The organism is Geomicrobium sp. JCM 19037 (genome assembly GCF_000698105.1).
GTDB lineage: Bacteria > Bacillota > Bacilli > Bacillales > Marinococcaceae > Geomicrobium_A.
Genome location: NZ_BAWZ01000043.1, coordinates 1 through 18,191, shown reverse-complemented (window position 1 = coordinate 18,191; position 18,191 = coordinate 1). Strand labels below are relative to the sequence as shown.

General features: G+C 42.7%; 14 protein-coding genes and 4 pseudogenes. 1 reads left to right on the top strand and 17 read right to left on the bottom strand.

What is annotated here, in order from left to right; all coding sequences use genetic code 11:
* Nucleotides 1–27 precede the first annotated feature (27 nt).
* The 10 genes and pseudogenes from JCM19037_RS26045 to ctaG form a co-directional block, all read right to left on the bottom strand.
* Complete coding sequence (locus JCM19037_RS26045) at nucleotides 28–192, bottom strand: hypothetical protein (RefSeq protein ID WP_193744812.1); 165 nt, start codon at nucleotides 190–192, stop codon at nucleotides 28–30.
* A 349-nt stretch (nucleotides 193–541) separates the two neighbouring features.
* Nucleotides 542–1,496: pseudogene (argF, locus tag JCM19037_RS18880) on the bottom strand (ornithine carbamoyltransferase).
* Nucleotides 1,497–4,661 (bottom strand): carbamoyl phosphate synthase large subunit, encoded by a 3,165-nt coding sequence (locus JCM19037_RS18875; protein ID WP_042403740.1) that lies wholly within the window; start codon nucleotides 4,659–4,661, stop codon nucleotides 1,497–1,499.
* Entirely contained in the window at nucleotides 4,654–5,733 is a 1,080-nt protein-coding gene (locus JCM19037_RS18870; protein WP_042403738.1) for a carbamoyl phosphate synthase small subunit, read from the bottom strand. Before JCM19037_RS18870 ends, JCM19037_RS18875 begins: the two co-directional genes overlap by 8 nt.
* A 46-nt stretch (nucleotides 5,734–5,779) precedes the next feature.
* Nucleotides 5,780–6,904: an acetylornithine/succinylornithine family transaminase gene (locus JCM19037_RS18865; RefSeq protein WP_042403736.1), complete on the bottom strand. Its 1,125-nt coding sequence runs from the start codon at nucleotides 6,902–6,904 to the stop codon at nucleotides 5,780–5,782.
* An 18-nt stretch (nucleotides 6,905–6,922) separates the two neighbouring features.
* Nucleotides 6,923–7,684, bottom strand: a complete 762-nt coding sequence (argB, locus tag JCM19037_RS18860; RefSeq protein ID WP_042403734.1) for an acetylglutamate kinase — start codon at nucleotides 7,682–7,684, stop codon at nucleotides 6,923–6,925.
* The gene (gene argJ / locus JCM19037_RS18855; RefSeq protein WP_081829433.1) at nucleotides 7,681–8,916 is read right to left on the bottom strand and encodes a bifunctional ornithine acetyltransferase/N-acetylglutamate synthase; all 1,236 of its coding nucleotides are present in this window, start codon (nucleotides 8,914–8,916) and stop codon (nucleotides 7,681–7,683) included. Before argJ ends, argB begins: the two co-directional genes overlap by 4 nt.
* A gap of 15 nt (nucleotides 8,917–8,931) precedes the next feature.
* Nucleotides 8,932–9,962, bottom strand: a pseudogene (argC, locus tag JCM19037_RS18850) (N-acetyl-gamma-glutamyl-phosphate reductase).
* Nucleotides 9,963–10,312: 350 nt separating this feature from the next.
* The gene (locus JCM19037_RS18845) at nucleotides 10,313–10,921 is read right to left on the bottom strand and encodes an SCO family protein (protein ID WP_052364073.1); all 609 of its coding nucleotides are present in this window, start codon (nucleotides 10,919–10,921) and stop codon (nucleotides 10,313–10,315) included.
* A gap of 13 nt (nucleotides 10,922–10,934) precedes the next feature.
* Nucleotides 10,935–11,860, bottom strand: a pseudogene (gene ctaG, locus JCM19037_RS18840) (cytochrome c oxidase assembly factor CtaG).
* Between the two features lie 189 nt (nucleotides 11,861–12,049).
* Between ctaG and JCM19037_RS18835 the strand changes: the two are divergent.
* Complete coding sequence (locus JCM19037_RS18835; protein WP_042403732.1) at nucleotides 12,050–12,502, top strand: GNAT family N-acetyltransferase; 453 nt, start codon at nucleotides 12,050–12,052, stop codon at nucleotides 12,500–12,502.
* A 100-nt stretch (nucleotides 12,503–12,602) separates the two neighbouring features.
* Here the strand turns inward: JCM19037_RS18835 and JCM19037_RS18830 are convergent, their stop codons facing one another.
* From JCM19037_RS18830 to cas8c, 7 genes and pseudogenes are all read right to left on the bottom strand, one after another.
* Nucleotides 12,603–12,893: a BsuPI-related putative proteinase inhibitor gene (locus JCM19037_RS18830; RefSeq protein WP_042403730.1), complete on the bottom strand. Its 291-nt coding sequence runs from the start codon at nucleotides 12,891–12,893 to the stop codon at nucleotides 12,603–12,605.
* Between the two features lie 11 nt (nucleotides 12,894–12,904).
* Entirely contained in the window at nucleotides 12,905–13,750 is an 846-nt protein-coding gene (locus JCM19037_RS18825; RefSeq protein ID WP_081829432.1) for a YitT family protein, read from the bottom strand.
* A gap of 119 nt (nucleotides 13,751–13,869) precedes the next feature.
* Nucleotides 13,870–14,160: a hypothetical protein gene (locus tag JCM19037_RS18820; protein ID WP_052364072.1), complete on the bottom strand. Its 291-nt coding sequence runs from the start codon at nucleotides 14,158–14,160 to the stop codon at nucleotides 13,870–13,872.
* A gap of 609 nt (nucleotides 14,161–14,769) precedes the next feature.
* Complete coding sequence (cas2, locus tag JCM19037_RS18815) at nucleotides 14,770–15,060, bottom strand: CRISPR-associated endonuclease Cas2 (protein ID WP_042403728.1); 291 nt, start codon at nucleotides 15,058–15,060, stop codon at nucleotides 14,770–14,772.
* A 102-nt stretch (nucleotides 15,061–15,162) separates the two neighbouring features.
* A pseudogene (locus tag JCM19037_RS18810) lies at nucleotides 15,163–15,492 on the bottom strand (Dna2/Cas4 domain-containing protein); the annotation flags it as partial.
* The gene (gene cas7c / locus JCM19037_RS18805; protein WP_042403726.1) at nucleotides 15,482–16,339 is read right to left on the bottom strand and encodes a type I-C CRISPR-associated protein Cas7/Csd2; all 858 of its coding nucleotides are present in this window, start codon (nucleotides 16,337–16,339) and stop codon (nucleotides 15,482–15,484) included. The gene cas7c and the pseudogene JCM19037_RS18810, both read right to left, overlap by 11 nt.
* Nucleotides 16,336–18,191, bottom strand: a 1,856-nt coding sequence (cas8c, locus tag JCM19037_RS18800) for a type I-C CRISPR-associated protein Cas8c/Csd1 (protein ID WP_152549151.1), incomplete at its 5' end; no start/stop codon positions are given. The genes cas8c and cas7c, both read right to left, overlap by 4 nt.

The window sequence follows — 18,191 nt, the reverse complement described above, 5'->3', positions numbered from 1 at the left end:
TCTTTAAATTGTGCGCCTGTCCGTGTCTCATGTTCTCAACTTAAAGAAAACAAACTCCGCAATAAACCCTAAAGCTATAGACATGAGCAAGATCGCCCATTCTTCCAACGGTAAAGCAAATCCCAAAATGAAATACGATAATACCGTTACTGCCGCAAAGACGAGTAACCCTACTATTAATCTTTGGTGCATATTGTCAGCCCCGCTCTCTATATCGTTTATATGTCTATCCACGTATTCGTTTATGTAAACTCATTTACACCTCAAACGATAATTTCATACTCTATTGTACTGATGTTCTCTTATAAACGCCAAACAAAATAGGCGGTGACAAGTATAACGTTTTTATACAGCCGCAGAAAAGAAGATGAGGGTTTTAAAGATTGAAAAGCACCATGCGAAAGCATTTACATGTGCGCCTAGCCACTGATTAGAAACCATACATAGAGCCACGCCAACTCGTAAAGATCAACACAAAAAAACGCCCCGAACGCTCATTTCACACGAACATCAGGGGTCGTTTACCGGTCACGCTATACAGTTATGTGGCCGGTACTTCCATTACACTAGTCAGAATGGCCTTTTGAACGTGCAAACGGTTTTCAGCTTGATCAAACACGACGGACTGCTTGCCTTCAAGAACCGAAGCGGTCACCTCTTCGCCTCGATGCGCTGGCAAGCAATGCATAAAGATCGCACCTGGTTGGGCCTTCGCCATGAGCTGATCATTGACTTGATACTTTTCAAAGATTTTTAGCCTTGATTGTTGCTCTTTCTCTGCACCCATACTCGTCCACACGTCCGTATAGATGATGTGCGCATCCGAAACGGCTCGTTCAGGATCGACGACATGTCGGATCGTTGCGCCTGTTTGCTCGGCCTGTTTTTGCGCCGCGTCCCAAACGTCAGCATCTCCTTCGTAATCTTGTGGTGTAGCCATCGTCATGTTCATGCCTAGTTTTGCAGCAATGATCATCAGAGAGTGGGCAACGTTGTTCCCATCTCCTACATACGTAATGTTTAGCCCCTTTAAACGGCCAAACTGTTCTTGTATCGTGAGTGCATCAGCAAGCGCTTGGCACGGGTGATAAAGGTCCGTTAATGCGTTAATAACGGGAACATCACTCATCTCTGCTAGCTTTTGGACCATCCCATGATCATTGGCACGAATCATGATGGCATCCACATAGCGTGACATTGCTCTCGCTGTATCTTCAACCGGCTCACCACGCCAATTTGCAAATCTTCGCCGCTTAGAAAAAGTGCGTGCCTCCTAATTGCGTCATTCCAACTTCAAAAGATACGCGTGTACGGGTCGAAGCATTTTGAAAGATCATCCCGAGTGATTTCCCTTTTAACCATTCGTGAGATTCATTGTTTTTTAGTTTCTTTTTAAGCAGATTCGCTTGTTCGAGAAGTTGTTCAATTTCCTCGGTTGTGAAGTCTTTCCATGTGAGCACATCTTTGCCGGTGATGTTCGTTTTTGTTTGTTGCATCTACAGCCCCACCTTTTGTGATTGTTTTCCCTGCCAAATCGAGAGCGGTACACTTTCATGCTGGGCGGACATTGCATTTACAAATGCATCTAGTGTATCCGGAGATGAAAGAATATCGATCCGATTCTTTTTTGCGTGCTCCCGTTCTTCGTGAAATTCTTTCGTGCCAACACTAGGCACACTTATATAGAGAAGTGCATCCGTTTGCTGTGCCCATTTGGAGAAACTAATGTCGGTTTGGCTACTGTCAATAATGGAAAACCCTTTTTGTTTTAGACGATGGACCGCTTCCTCACATTGATGTCGTTGATCTTCTCCAACTTGACAATAAACACTGCCTCGTTGTTCATAAACTTTAGGAATTTGACCATCTTTCCAAGCAAAAGCTTGTGTCATCGCCTCTTGTATCGTTTTACCGAAACTTAATAATTCACCCGTTGATTTCATTTCTGCTCCTAATAAAGGATCTACTCCCGCAAGCTTTTCATTTGAGAATACAGGTGCTTTCACAGAGTAAAAGTCCATGTCCTCGAGCTGTCCGTTCACGTCACCAAATACCGATTGCCAAGATTCTCCCATTAGTAATTGCACTGCGCGGTCAACGAGGTCGACTCCGGTAATTTTTGCAAAGATCGGTACCGTTCTAGATGCTCGTGGGTTAATTTCAATCACATAAAGCTGTCCATCAACATCAACGAATTGGATATTAAACAGTCCAACAAACCCTAGATGATTAGCAATTCTTTTCGCATAAACACTCGTAAGTTCTTTCGTCTTTGTACGCAAAGAAAATGGGGGTGTTACAGCAATTGAATCACCTGAGTGTACGCCTGCTCGTTCCACATGTTCAAAGATTCCTGGTATGAAGTGCTGAACTCCGTCAGTCACCACATCCACTTCGAGTTCTTTGCCTGCCATATAGCGATCAATTAGTATTGGATATTGTACGACCCGTCCTTCGTCTTGCAAATACGCAACCAATTCTTTTTGTGAGGTACAAATACTCATCCCCTCACCACCGATGACATAGGAAGGGCGCAGCAATACCGGATAACCAATCTGTTCGGCTTTTCGGATTGTATCTTCTTCATCCATCCCCGTCGTGCCGGGAATATGAGGAATATTTAAAGACTGAAGAAGTTCATAGAAACGGGAACGGTCCTCCAACTGATCAATAACATCAAACGACGCTCCGAATAACGGCACTCCAGAAGCTTCCAACGCCTCCGTTAATTTCACACCCGTTTGACCGCCAAGTTGCAACAGGACGCCTTTCACATCTTCTCGCTCGGCAACATGAATCACATCCTCAGCGGTGAGTGGCTCAAAATACAATTTATCCGCTGTTTCATAGTCTGTGCTTACCGTCTCAGGATTGTTATTAATCATAATCGTTTCGTACCCGAGCTTTTTGAGAGCATGTGCTGCATTGACAGAGCAATAATCAAACTCAATGCCTTGACCAATTCGGATAGGTCCTGACCCTACAATTAAGACAGAAGGTGCACTAGCGTCGCTTGCATCCCCCTTCGTACCCCACGTAGAGTAGAAATAAGGTGTCTCAGCAAGAAACTCTCCTGCGCACGTATCCACCTGATGAAAACTCGGGATAATGCCGAGTTTCGTCCGTTTCTCTTTAATAGCCTCCGCTGTCGTGTTCATCGCTTTTGCAAGCCACACATCTTGGAACCCTGCCGACTTAAACGTACGAAGCGACTCTGTACTCACCGTCTCTAATGAAGCACTCTCTGCTTGTTGCTCTATTTCGATGAGGTAGATGAAATGATCGAGGAAAAACGAATCAATGCCTGTCATCTTTTGCAATTGAGCAGCAGATACTCCCCTTCTCAAAAGTTCCAACACATAAAAGAATCGGCGATCATCGGCGCGCTCGACAAGATCATAAAGCTGAGCAGTATCCATATGACTAACACCGTGTAACTTCAAACCATCAACACGAATCTCTAGCGAACGGACCCCTTTTTGCAAAGCGGCTTCCAAGCTCCGTTCAATCGCCATAACTTCTCCTGTCGCTTTCATTTGCGTACCTAGCACGCGCTCAGCATCATGAAATTTATCAAACGGCCACCGAGGGAACTTCACAATCATATAGTCAAGGGCAGGTTCGAAACTGGCGTACGTATGTTTCGTCACTGGATTTTTTAACTCATGCAAGTGGTAACCCATGCCTAGTTTCGCTGCAATTCTTGCGATTGGGTAGCCCGTCGCTTTCGAGGCAAGTGCTGATGACCGACTCACACGAGGATTGACTTCAATTAAGTAATACTGATTACTATTCGGATCAAGGGCAAATTGAATGTTGCAACCACCGACAATGCCTAATGCACGAATGACTTTTAGTGAAGATGAGCGAAGCATCTGGTAATCGTGGTCGCTAAGCGTTTGGGACGGGGCAACGACGATGGAGTCACCGGTATGAATACCTACGGGGTCAATGTTCTCCATGTTGCACACCGTAATGCACGTATCGTTTGCATCGCGCATCACTTCGTACTCGACCTCTTTAAAACCAGCAATGCTTTGTTCAATTAAACATTGACGAATTGGGCTTGCTTCTAACCCTCCACTAGCGATTGTTCTGAGCTCATTTTCATTGTACGCCTGACCACCGCCACCACCGCCAAGCGTATAGGCAGGACGAACGATGATCGGATACCCAGCACCTTCGGCAAAGGCGACTGCCTCCTCTACTGTCGAGACAATCGTGCTATCTGGTACCGGTTCACCGATGTCGTACATGAGTGAGCGGAACTGCTCACGATCTTCACCTTGTTGTACAGAAGCCATCGGCGTACCGAGCATTTCAACGTTGTATTTGGCAAAAATTCCTGCTTCATGCGCCGAGAGCGCCAAATTCAATCCGGTCTGCCCTCCTACCGTTGCCAAAATGCCGTCAGGACGCTCTTTAATAATAATGTCCTTCAATGTTTCGAGCGTAAGTGGTTCAAAATAGACAACATCTGCACATCGCTCATCGGTCATAATTGTCGCTGGGTTGTTGTTCAGTAGCACCACTTCGCACCCTTCTTCTTTCAGGGCTAGACAAGCTTGTGTACCGGCATAATCAAACTCAGCCGCCTGGCCAATCACAATCGGACCTGACCCTAAGACGAGAATTTTTCTAAGATGTGTTTTTTTAGGCATAGAGGGTCACTTCTTTCTCTGTTTGAATCATTTGGAAAAATCTATGGAATAACGGGTGACTATCTTTCGGTCCTGGACTCGCTTCTGGATGATATTGCACGGTCATAATCGGCAACTCATGATGTTTCAAACCTTCGATGGATTGGTCATTCACATTCTCATGTGTAACAACAAGAGAAGACTGGTCAATGGATTGTTCATCTACGACAAACCCATGGTTTTGAGCGGTCATATCTACTTTGCCTGTTTGTAAATCGATGACGGGCTGATTCGCTCCTCGATGACCAAATTTCAATTTCTTCGTATCTGCACCAAAGGCTAGCGCCATAAGCTGATGACCTAAACAAATCGCAAATGTTGGGTGATGAATGGCCACTTGTTTATACGTATCCAAGTGCTCCAGCAATTGTTTCGGATCTCCTGGGCCATTTGAGAACAACACGCCGTCGAACTGCATCGATTTTACCGTATCGAACGGGGTATCATATGGCAAAACAGTCACTTTCGCTCCAAAAGCAGATAACTCTTTGACCATCGCATTTTTATGACCAAAATCATACAACCCAATATGAAGGCTTCCACCGTCGTATTGTTCAATTGATTTCGTGGAAACGTCCGGAACATACGAGACGCTCTCAATAGACGAATAGTTCGACCAGTCAACAACGTCCGGGTTTGTCGTAATGACCGCCCCCATTGCTCCTTCACTACGAATCGTTTTTACAATTGCACGGGTATCGACGCCTGTAAGAATTGGAACATCATTTTGATCTGCCACGTCTGTTAGAGATGAATAGGACAGGTGATGATGCCCAACCGGGGAGCATTCCCCGACAATGATTGCTTTTGGTTGCCATTCATTACTTTGATCGGTGTAATCTTGCATTCCGTAATTCCCAATGAGTGGGTATGTGAAAACAACAATTTGTCCCCGGTATGAAGGGTCGGTGACGACCTCTTGATAACCGGTCATTCCTGTGAAAAATACCGCTTCTCCATACACCTCTCTTTGTTGACCAGCCATTTCTCCTGTGAACACATCGCCGTTTTCTAATACGATATACCCTTTCATTGTCTCCATCTCCTTTACCTTGACACTTCTTTCAACACGTGAGTAATCATTTGTAGTCCTTGCTTAAGTTCTTGTGGGTCGATCGTAAGTGCAGGTACAACCGCAACACGTTTTTCCCTGCAACGAGGGTAAGAATCCCTTCGTCTTGCAACTTTTCGACGATCATGCCTGCATCACAGTCGAGCTCCAGACCGATCATTAACCCGCTCACCCGCACCTCTTTTATGACCTGCAAGTGTTGTTGGGCGGTTTCCAAGAAGGTTTGCACCAGTTTCCCCTTCTCTATAACTGCTGTTAACAGTTGATCATTGAGCAATGACAATGTTGCGTTAACCGCAGACATTGCGAGTGGATTGCCGCCAAAAGTGGTTCCGTGACTACCTGCGCCAAAATAAACCTCCAGCCCTTTCCGGCCAATCATAGCGCCGACAGGAAATCCATTTCCGAGACCTTTTGCTGAAGTAATAATATCTGGATTCATGCCATATTGTTGAAATGCAAAAGGGTACCCCGTTCTCCCGATCCCTGTCTGGACTTCATCAATAATGACGAGTGCTCCATTCTTTTTTGCAATGTTTTCTACCGCTTGCAAAAATGAAGCTGAACCAATATTGACGCCGCCTTCTCCTTGAACCACTTCCAAAAGAATGGCTGCGGTTTCGCTTGACACAATCTGTTCGAGTTCATTGGCATCGTTGAACGTTGCGTACGTGAAGCCTTCAGGTAGCGGATCATAACCTTCTCGTACTTTTTCCTGCCCGGTGGCGGTCATGCTTGCATAGGTTCTTCCATGAAAAGACTGGTGAAAAGAAACGATTTCACTTCTCCCAGTTGCTTTTCTTGCTAATTTAATGGCAGCTTCATTTGATTCCGCACCACTATTTGTAAAAAAAACATTGTGTAAGCCGGACAATTGACTTAACGTATCGGCCGCTCGTTGTTGAGATTTATAATGAAACATATTGGAAGCATGCCAGCCCGCGTGTAACTGTTCTTCCACAGCCCCAATAATTGCGGGATGTCCATGCCCCATATTGACGGTTCCGATTCCGGTCATGAAGTCGAGAAAAACTTGGTCATTTGCATAAATTTTACTTCCGTCCGCTCGATTCCACGTGAGGTCCCATCTTTTATATGTTGGAAATAGATGATTGGTTTCAGTCGTTTGCATGTTTATCTCCCATTCCCTTTAAACTATCGGAACGACGGACTTGTGAATGGATGTTCCTTGTCCGGTTCCGTCTGCGTTAATAATCGTTACCTTTTGTACAGCTCCCGTAAGTGAGGCAATCGCCGCTTGGACTTTTGGGATCATTCCGCCATAAATCGTTCCATCGTCAATAAAGGCTTGCACTTCTTCCTCACTCACTGTAGGAAGAACTGCTCCTTCTTTCATAATGCCCGGTACATTCGTAACAAAGATTACTTCCCTCGCACCGAGTGACGACGCATAATGAGCGGCGGCTGTGTCCGCGTTCATATTCAGCCGACTGCCCTTTGGCCCGGAAACAATTGGAGATATGACAGGCGTTAATCCCCGGGTCGTCAGTTGGTCTAGAAGATCTGTGTTCACCTCAACCGCTTCACCAACAAGCCCTAATGTGTTCTCATCTAACAACTTGGCTTGAATCATCGGTCCATCACACCCTGATAATCCGACTGTTTTTACTCCTGCTTGTTGCAATGCCGAGCACACTTTTGGGTTTACTTTTCCGTTAAAGACCATGTCCGCTACAGCAAGCACTTCTGGTGTGGTACGTCGTAAACCACCGACAAACGTCGATTCCACATTCATAATGTCAAGCATATCGTTCACATCGCTGCCACCACCGTGCACAACAACGAGATGATTTCCTTCTTGTTGATAGCGTTTTAAACGATCATAAAACAGTGGGGTTAGCTCATTAATTGTTGACCCCCCACACTTCACAACAATGTATCGTTTTCTCATGTGCGATACCCCGCATTAATTCGAACATAATCATACGTAAGATCGCAGCCCCAAGCCTTACCGTAGCCCTCACCTACATGAAGATCGATCTTAATTTGGATCGTATCGTTTTGTAAGTAAACACTGATCTCTTCTTCATCAAATGGGACAGGCTCACTTTGGAGGAGCGTTTGACATGGGCCAATTCCAATATCAATCGTATCCGGATTAATCGGAACACCTGCATACCCGATCGCACAAATAATTCTTCCCCAATTGGCATCTGCCCCGTAAACAGCTGTTTTTACGAGATCACTTCCGACAATCTGCTTCGCAACTTTACCCGCACATTCATTTGTTGGCGCGCCATTCACAACGACTTCAATTAATTTAGTCGCTCCTTCACCGTCTTTCGCAATCATTTTTGAAAGTTCTTCGTTCACATGCGTAAATGCACGAAGGAAAGCGTCCCAATCCGGATGATCCGGTGTTAACGATTGATTGTTTGCTTCCCCACTAGCCATCGTGAGCACCATATCATTCGTCGATGTATCACCATCAACGGTTATGCGATTGTACGTTTGGTCGGTCACTTTAGAAAGTGTTTGTTGCAAAACGTCGTGCTCAATATGAGCGTCAGTCGTTACAAAACCGAGCATCGTCGCCATATTCGGATGAATCATCCTGATCCTTTTGCCACACCAGCAATCGTTACGACCTTCCCATCGATGCACTTGCACACACACTTCTTTAGTTCCTGTGTCGGTTGTCAAAATGGATTCTGCAAAGCTCGACGCCTCTTCTTTACTTTCCGTTGGGACGAGTTGCTCCAATCCAGGAAGAATCTTCTCTAGTTTCATACGCTCACCGATAAGTCCTGTTGACGCAACCGCGACGTTGTCTGCTTGCATGTTGAATACGTCCGCTGCTTTTTCCTGAACGGTGTAGGCGTCCACCAATCCTGCATGACCGGTGCACGCATTTGCGTGCCCACTGTTCACGACAACCGCCTGCACATGCCCTCCATCTTCGAGCACTTGCTTCGTCAACGCGATGGGTGCAGCTTGAATTTGGTTCAGTGTATAGACGGCCGCCGCTGGCACCGGTTGTTCACAGTAGATGATGCCTAAATCTTTTCGCTTTCTCTTCACTTTCGTATGAATACCTGTTGCTTTAAATCCTTTCGGCGTTGTGATGCTGCCGTCCGGAATCTTTGACCATACTTGATCAGTTACGAAACTTGTTTCTCCCATTTTTATACACTCCTTTTATGGAAACACAGGTAACATGAAGAGCCCTTCTTCTTCATCATACTTTTGCATAATGTTCATGTTCTGAACGGCTTGCCCTGCCGCCCCTTTCATGAGATTGTCAATCACCGAAACGATTGTCATTCGGTTTGTCCGTGCATCAAACGAGAAGGAAATATCATTAAAATTACTCGAATGCACTTCTTTCGTCGAAGGAAAGCCGTCTTTACGAATTCGCACGAACGGTTTGGATTTATAATATTTTTCATAGATTGCGAGAATGTCTTCCTTTGATAATGACTGGCACGTTGCATACATTGTCGCCATGATCCTCTTGTCATCGGTACAAGATGAGGGGTGAACGTGACAGGTTGTGCAGCTGGATTCCATTCCGATAGTACTTGTTCAATTTCTGGTGTATGTTTATGCTCATTCACTTTGTATATTTTCAATGACTCATTCATTTCCGAGAAATGTGTCATGGCGCTCGGGTTCTTACCCGCTCCAGTCGTGCCTGATTTTGCATCAATGATGATCGAACTCATATCAAGTACGTTTTCTTTCACTAACGGTGCTAAACCATTCAAGATTGCTGTCGGATAACAACCTGGGTTTGCAATCAGTCTTGCATTTTCAATTTTTTCTCTATTCCACTCACTCAACCCGTAAGCTGCTTCTTGGATGAATGACTGTTTCGCAGCGTTGCGCTCGTACCAAGCTTCGTATACTGAACGGTCTTGAATCCTGAAATCTCCAGATAAATCAATGACGCGCGCGTTACCATCTAGCAGACCTTCCATCAATTCTGCCGCCACACCTGGTGGGGCTGAGACGAAAACGATGTCATAATCATCTGCTAACTGTTTTGTTTCAACACTCTTCAATATGCCTCGATAAATGTCTTGAATATGCGGGTAAAACGCTCCAAACGAAGTCCCTGCATAAGATGAGGAATAGACGGAAAGCTCTTCGACCCGACGGTGCTGCCGGAGTATTCGAACAAGCTCAATCCCTCCATATCCTGTTGCACCGACGATCGCCACTTTCATAATTTCTCACCTCTATTTATATTTATACAATGTGTATGTTCATTATAAACTTGGATAAAAATTAATTCAAGTGTATTTTTATCAGTTCCATTGACTGATTTTCTTACGAATTCTATGAACAAAAAAGCCGGAGCAACTGGCGTACTCAGACTCTATCCACTAGGTGAGGAGAGTATGATTGTGCGCATAAAGAGGCAACGACGATTGACTCTTCTCGGTATACGTATGGGCTTGGCGACTAGACAACACTCACTTCTCTTACCACCACTGCCTAACTTTTTACATTCACAAAAAATCGGGCCACATAACCGAAGTTATGTGGCCCAAGAAACTGTTATCTTATTCGAATACTATTCGTTTGTGAGTTCTTTTAAATCCTCTACAATGGGTGAAACATCGTCTGCTAACCCATCGTAAAAACGAATCACTTGATTGTTTGGGTCGACGATGAAGAAATACGTCGTATGCATAATATCGTCTTCAGCTGGTTGTACGACTGAATTAAATGTCTCGTTTGCAATTTGCTGGATGTCTTCTAATTCATATCCGGTCAAAAACTGCCAAACGTCGAAGTTCGCAGCATATGCTTCACCGTAATGTTCCAAACGTTCTGGACTGTCAAATTCAGGGTCTACTGTAAAGGTATACAACGACGCATCAATACCTTCTTCTTCAATACCGTCTTGGACCATACCCATATTTGGTGTAAGCATTGTACATACCGAAGGACAGCGAGTAAAGGCCATGTTCACAACGGAGTACTTACCTTCCATATCTGCCTCGGTTACTTCTTCTTCAAATTGGTTAACCGCTGTAAACTCAATCATCTCCAAGTCGAGGTCCGACGTATCCTGACCATTTTCTGAAGATGCCCCTCCAGTGTCATATAACCAACCACAACCGCTAAGTACAACAGCCAGCATGAATATACTCGCTGTTTTTATGATCTGTTGTTTCAAAGTCCGATTCCTCCTAGCGCTCCCCGGTCTTAATGTGTGACGGAATATCACTAATCGTTAACTCGCCATCTTGATGGCTTTCTTTTTGCAGCCATTGTTTGAAGACAAAACCGATCGTTGTCCCGTACACGAGCTCTTGTCCAACTTTCATGGCAACACCGCCAAGTTGCTGATCACTGTATGCGTCAAGTCCACCTAGAACCCCTGGGCCACCAAACATCGATGCAGGAACAGCCGCCCCACCTGGAATACAGTACGCCATCACTTGTGCCCAAAAACTCATATCAGTATAGGTATCATAAAGTGCCGTACCAGAGAAAATAATTAATGCACACGCAGGTGTAATGAGTATCCCATTTCCAAAGATGTAAATAATTCTTCGAAAGTCGTGCAAGTATTGTTTACTCGGCAGTGGCGCAAGCATGTGCCACCACATCATAATTGCAGCAACGAACATGACCATCTCGTATACGCTGTGAACACCCGGCGTAACATTAAAAAGTCAAACACTACCGGTATGTGATAGATCGAAAAAAGTGCATTAAAAAAGATGAGTCCAATAATTGGATGAAAAATTAACATACGCAAAGGTTGTACCTTCTTGTCCAACCAATTGTAAACGCCGGCAAGAAGCCATTTTGGTAGTGCCAGAATAAATAAAGGTACGGCCAAAAAGTACGCGAAAACCATTTGAATCATATGGATGGAAACCATCATGTGTCCTACACTGTAAAGTGGGCTCCCCCATCCTAAGTACAAACAAACAAGTCCTGTCACAAACATTAAATCTTGCTTAAAGGTTTGCTTGCCTGCACTCGTAAAACGAGTACGCCAACGTCTCGTAAGTAAAAAATATAATGCCCCTATAATAAGAAGCACTGCAATTAATTCAGGCGTCCATAAAGCTCTGAATGACAGCACTTCAAACACTTCACCCATCATACCCCTCCATTACCTTTGAGGTTTCTCTCACAATCTTATCACAAGTCATTCCTACTGTTTTGAACAAGATGTTACATTTTTGTGGGAAAACCGATTCGTTTCTAAATGATCATACCTATGCTATCATAATTGAAGTATTCCCTGGGAAAACATTTCAATGCAATGGGTATTTTGAGGAGGGGTGTCATGAACATTTATAAACTTGAAGAACATCATGATAATGAAACAATTCATCAAGCTGCCGATTTGTTAATGGGGCAAATGGAATCCATCGGTGGAGACGATGCTTACCAGAACATGTACGATATTTTACTACAGACACAGTCCCCTCACACGAACGCTGAACTCTTTATCGCTGAAGAGGATGGAAAAATGATTGGTGCAGCCTACTTAAATACGCAATTCAGTTTGCGTAAAGGTGGCAAGTACATTTGGCTGAATGATTTATACGTACACGAAGGTCATCGTAATAAAGGTATTGCCAAAAAGCTGTTATTGGCCGTCATTCATTGGGCTGAGCAACATGGATTAAAAGGAATCGAATTAGAAACAGGTGTTAACAACATCGCAACCAAAAAGTTGTACAACTCCCTCGGCTTCTATGATGTTGTTTCCAAGCGATACGGTTTCCAATTTTGACAAACAAAAGCCAAGCGTATTTACGCTTGGCGTGTAAATGTAACCGTTTGCTGTATCTTCTCTGAAACAGATGTCCCGTTCATTTTTTTGGCAGTCAATTTCACGACCCTTGATAGGAATGTTCGGCAGATAATAACCGGTTTGGAATTTTTTCTTCATATACAACCTCTTCGCCAGAAGCAACGTACACATCCTCCACAACTTGCATGTACATCCACTCCCGCTCAGACACATACACCAACGCGTTGTCGTCTGCCGAATCATAAAGCCGAACGGACAATCGCTGACTCGTTGGAAAATAAAGGTGCAACGCGTCCTTCGTATCATTTAAGAGCGTTGCTCGAACAACACTACCGGCTGCTTCGTTATCCACCACTACGCTAAAGTTCATACACCCGCCTCCTAGTCATCTTTTCGGAATGAACCTAAGATTTCAGTTGTCGGAACAATATTCGTAAATGCTTCAGGGTCAGCTTCTTCGGTGATCTGTCGTAACGTATAGAGCTCATACCTTGTAATAACAATCATGAGTACTTCTTTTTCAGAAGCATCAAATCCACCTTTTGCAGGCATTCGCGTAATCCCTCGCGTCAAATGCTCATGAATACGCTCACGTAAAATGTCCGCTTTTTTCGTAATAATTAACGCTGTACACTTTACATGTCTTGTGTGAACCATATCAATAATTCTAGACGATGCATATATTGAAACGAGCGTGAAGAGTGCTTGTTCCCAATCGAATGCAAACCCTGCAGACACAACAATCAATGCGTTCAACATGAAGAAATATGCCCCAACTGGGCGATCACTCATTCTCGCCAATACGAGTGCAATAATATCCAACCCACCAGCAGAAGCACCAAACCGAAGTGGCAACGACGTACCGATAGCGACGATAATACCGCCAAACACAGCATTGAGCATAATATCTCCAGTCAGCCCTTGAACTGGGATGATCTCCAAAAAGAAAGACGTTAACGCAACATGCAAAAAACTATAAAACGTGAACAAACGGCCGACCTTTATCCAACCAAGGATCGCAACCGGGATATTCAATACGAGTAACAATACACCTGTAGATATCGGGATGAGCGCATTAACAAACTGTGCTACCCCTGTCAGGCCGCTAGCAAATACGTCTGCTGGAATCAAAAAGAAATTCAGGCCAAAAGCCGCAGTAGCTGCCCCGAAAATAATAATTCCAATTCGTTGCAATTCTGAAATTATCGTCGTTCGTCTTGTGATCACGTACAGACACCTCAAGCTATTATGTAATCAAATGATGAGAAACATTCCGTTGAAGTATACCTTATTGAACCTAAATTAAGCAAGGAAGGTAAATCCTTCCTTGCTTTTCATCCCTTTATTTAGTGAGGTTTAGGTTGGTCTTCGTGCTCTTTGTTGTAATAGTCAACCGAGTACGTCGACCCTTCTGCGACCATTTCATTGTCATTAATATCCATTGGGTCGGGATTCCCAATTCTTTGCTCTAGTGGAATGTCTGAGCTTTTATTCGCTGCTGATCCGACCATCTTATTATATCCAGATTTCGCACGGTCCGCCCATTCTTTTCTTTTCTCAGGGTTACGTACTAAATATGTTGCACCAGCAGCCAAAGCAGCTACTGAAGATGTTAGAAAAATACTTTTCTTACTCATCACTGCGCCCTCCTACAATTGTTGTTATCTTAGTACACATTTTTCCCTTATTAAAAAAGATTAAACTTCGAATTTGCTTATCTCAATGCCATTAGCAGCAACAAAAAACATATAGAATGCGGAAAAGTGGGGTAAGTTCCTATCCAAATGACATCTCCGCATTGATATGGAAAAGGTTGTTCGATTAGCTACTACTCGTGTGATACCTTCACTTATAGACGTACATATAACGTTTAGTAAGTGGGACAGTGAGGGACATTGGAGGTGTTGGCACCCCGATCTGCGTATTTATTCGAAGAGTGGGGCCAACCATAATAACTACGAAAGAATGGAGTAGTTCATTTCAATCCACGCACTCACATGGAGTGCGATTTCATCACCAAGTTGATCATTATAAAATGAAACATTTCAATCCCCGCACTCACACGGAGTGCGATAGCGGAATTTGCCGTAAAAAAGTCAAATTCCGCCTAAACCTAAAGTTTTTGCTTATACAAATTAGCAAAATCCCCGTATTAGACCAAATCCAATCACACACTTTCACACAATTGATCGAAATACTGGGGCGGGTCACCTAGGGATTTTATGTTCGCTTAGGGTTCGCACTAGTTAAAAGATGAGCGGTTCTTCAATATTAATTGATGGTTTTGCTCCGATGTGTTCTACTTTTGATTTATAGTTTTTGCCTAAGCGATAGATGCGCAAGCTATCCTCATCTACATTGATAATCTCTTCTAGCTTGTAGGTTAGCGCTTTTAGTTGTGCTGTATCGAGTACACATTCAAAGACCGAATTTTGCACTCGCTGTCCGTAATTTTGGCATGCCTTTGATACTTTTCTTAACTGTTTTGGGCCATCTGTACTTGAAGTTTTCACATCGTATGTGATCAAATCGAGCATAGGTCACCTACTTCCAAAGAAATGTTGGATATTCATCTAAATCTCCTCGAATGTGTCTTGCTAATAATAGCGCTTGAGCATAAGGGACAAGTCCCCACGACATTGTTTGTATTCAAACGGCACTGGCTTATACAATCCATCTAGTTGATGAATGAACACTCCATTTGAGTCGCTATGAAACTCAACCACATCACAAATACCGTTCAATTGTAAAGTATGAGATTGAATGGGCATTCCCCGAACAATCACTTTTTCTCCACGTTTTTCTTTTACAAACGGTTGATCTGCTTTTTTGTGAAGGTGTTTGCCTTCAATTGTTTTCACATTCTCTTCCCACTGTTGTTCAATATGAATGAGCGCCCATTGACGTTTGCAAAATTGAAAATGTTGCAAACCTGATAGCATTAAATAGTCTTCAACGTTATTGTCCATGTAACACTTCTGGAGTGAGCCCTTCCAATTCATGTAACTCAACAGCGTAATTGTCTTCATCGAAAGCCGTTGGTGTTTCGGTCTTCGCTTTGATTTGTAGAGAACGGTGCACTTTCGCAGAAGAATATTGTCCGAGTGCTGATGAATGTTCCCACCAGTAGACGTTATGAACTTCCATGCTACCATCAGGACGAGCCGAAGACGTATCGTTTTCAAACAGTGTGACGAGCGCTTGTTTTATTTTTTCAGCGTCTTCATAGGTAAATCCAGTCTTTTCTGCAAGTTGAGTGTTAATGCTTCCTTTGAACAGGTACACTCCGAAGTCAACACGGTGTTTCATCCCCATTGTGTCTGAGCTTTTTTTGTCACCAGTGACAGAATTCACACTTTTGGTGATTTGTGTGCTTACGATATTGACTGGATCGATGCTTATAGCTGGGTGTATCGACACCGGTCCACGTACCCCTACTGATATTTTAGAACTACTAAAGGCAAACACTTGGCCAAAACTTCTTACATCCATCCAATTTTCACAAGCGATTATTGAGAACTGATCAACAGATGCTTTATTATCTTTTAACATTTTAGCTAAATTTTCATCAGATTCAGCTCTTGCTTTTAAACTTTTAAATCCATCATCTTTACGGTCATCTGATTGAACGAATACTGGTTGTCCCATGTCCTGCAAACGATTTCTTATTTTTCTTTTTATAGCTACATCAGAAATTTCACCATACCCCTCATAATTTTGACGCGGTCGATTTCCATTTAATGGATCACCATTCGGGTTTGCCTTTTCTACTGAAATTACTACTGCAAAGTCTATTTTCTTATCTAAATTTTTCAATTTGTATCCCCCTTCTTGATTTGGTTATAAAGTTCGTGACGTTGACTATAAAAGCCAAGTGAAAATAGATCAGATAAAGGTTCATTATTGAAATCTTTAAGCTCAAAATTCTTCATTACTTCTTCTATTCTTTCTAGATGAAAACGAATTGTAGCACCTTTTCTCACGTAGTAAGGTTGTAGCGATTGTTCAATTGTTGACCAAGTCCGCGTGGGGTTGTTTACAAAAGTATTCATATATCTCATGGCATTTGTTGCACGATTCGCTTCTAATTCACCACGTTCAAAAAAATCCGCAATTGCTAATAAGCGACCAAATAAATAACTTCGATCTGTTGTCTCTTTGTTTAGTGCCACATCCCAAAACTCCCTCGATCCAATAATTTTTCGTATTAATGCACAGCTAATACTAAATAATTTTTCCCATTCATAAGATTTACTTGCCTTTGAGTTAAGTGCAATTGGATTTATCGCTCGGTTATACGTACTTCTTACAATATCTATTGGGATTGGCTTCTTATCAACAATGCAAGGAAGTACTCTTTCTATGAAACCTTTAACCACCTTGTCATGTAATCTAGGTCCATAAGCGGCATAAGCAATATCTTCCGTAGTAGGAACACCCCAAAAAGCTTTCTCTTTCTTATGTTCGTCTAAATATATGTGTCTCCATGCACATGTTTTATGCCAGTATATTAGATTGTCTAAATAAAGCTTTTGGTTTATATTCCTGTAATATACTATTGCTACTCTACCTTGAGTAGCAGAATCTAATATTAGGATACTAACTTCACTTTCAGGGTTAAGATTATTGATATATCCAGCAAAAGCTTTAAACAACTTATTAGCGATATGCCCACCGGTTTCTGCTTTAGTTTCCTTCACCTCTTGTTGACTAGTTGCTTGAATTACATCTGTACCATCATTCGGCGCAGGTAATGGTTCATCATTACTTCCCCAAATTATGACCACTCGCTCTTTAAATCTTCTACTTTGTTTTTGAATAAGCCACTTTAATGCATTATGCGCTTTCTGAGAAACATCATATCCAACACCGACAGCTTCATTTTTATGTTTAAACCTTCCTCTAAAACCAATGTTTGTTCCTGAAATTAATTTCCCGCTATCACCAGGATATCGGACTACAGCTGGGTGTATATTACTTAGATTAGTTTCGTTTCCATTAACATAACAAACTCCTTTTTCACCAAGTTGATCATTGTAAAATGTATTAAAGGACTCATACATCTTCTTATCTTTCCATACTGGACTATTTAATTTAGGAGACATTATGTTAAACCTTATAAACACTGAATGTTGCTCATTTACATATTCGAATACTTTAGGCTTTTTACCAAGTATATCTTCATAATCTTTATTCCACTTATTGATTAAAAGGTTATTCTGATCTACATGCAGTACGTTCTCGTCGATTAAATCTTCGATGAGTCTGCCTTTTTTCAGATATTCGTATATATTTTTAACTTGCATCGTCGAACTTTTAGAAAGAGACCACTTTTTCAAATTATCAATATATATTTCATGCGGAGTTTTACCTTTCCCTCTATTTTGACCTCCATACTTTTGAAAATCACCCGCTACATACATCAGCTTGTCATGTAAAGGATGCGGCTCTACATTGCTAGTACGATTTAAAGATTTCTCAGTACAAGGAAGAACAGTACTAACTTTTCCAATCACACTCGCTTCTAGAAAATCCCCCTCATCATCTATAGTTACCTCAATATGTGCTTGTTGCGCAGTATGTGCAATCGGCAATAAAGTAAATTCAGTTCCATCTTTCTTTTCTTCCCACACCCCGACCTGCTTTATATTCCTGTTGTAAGTATCAT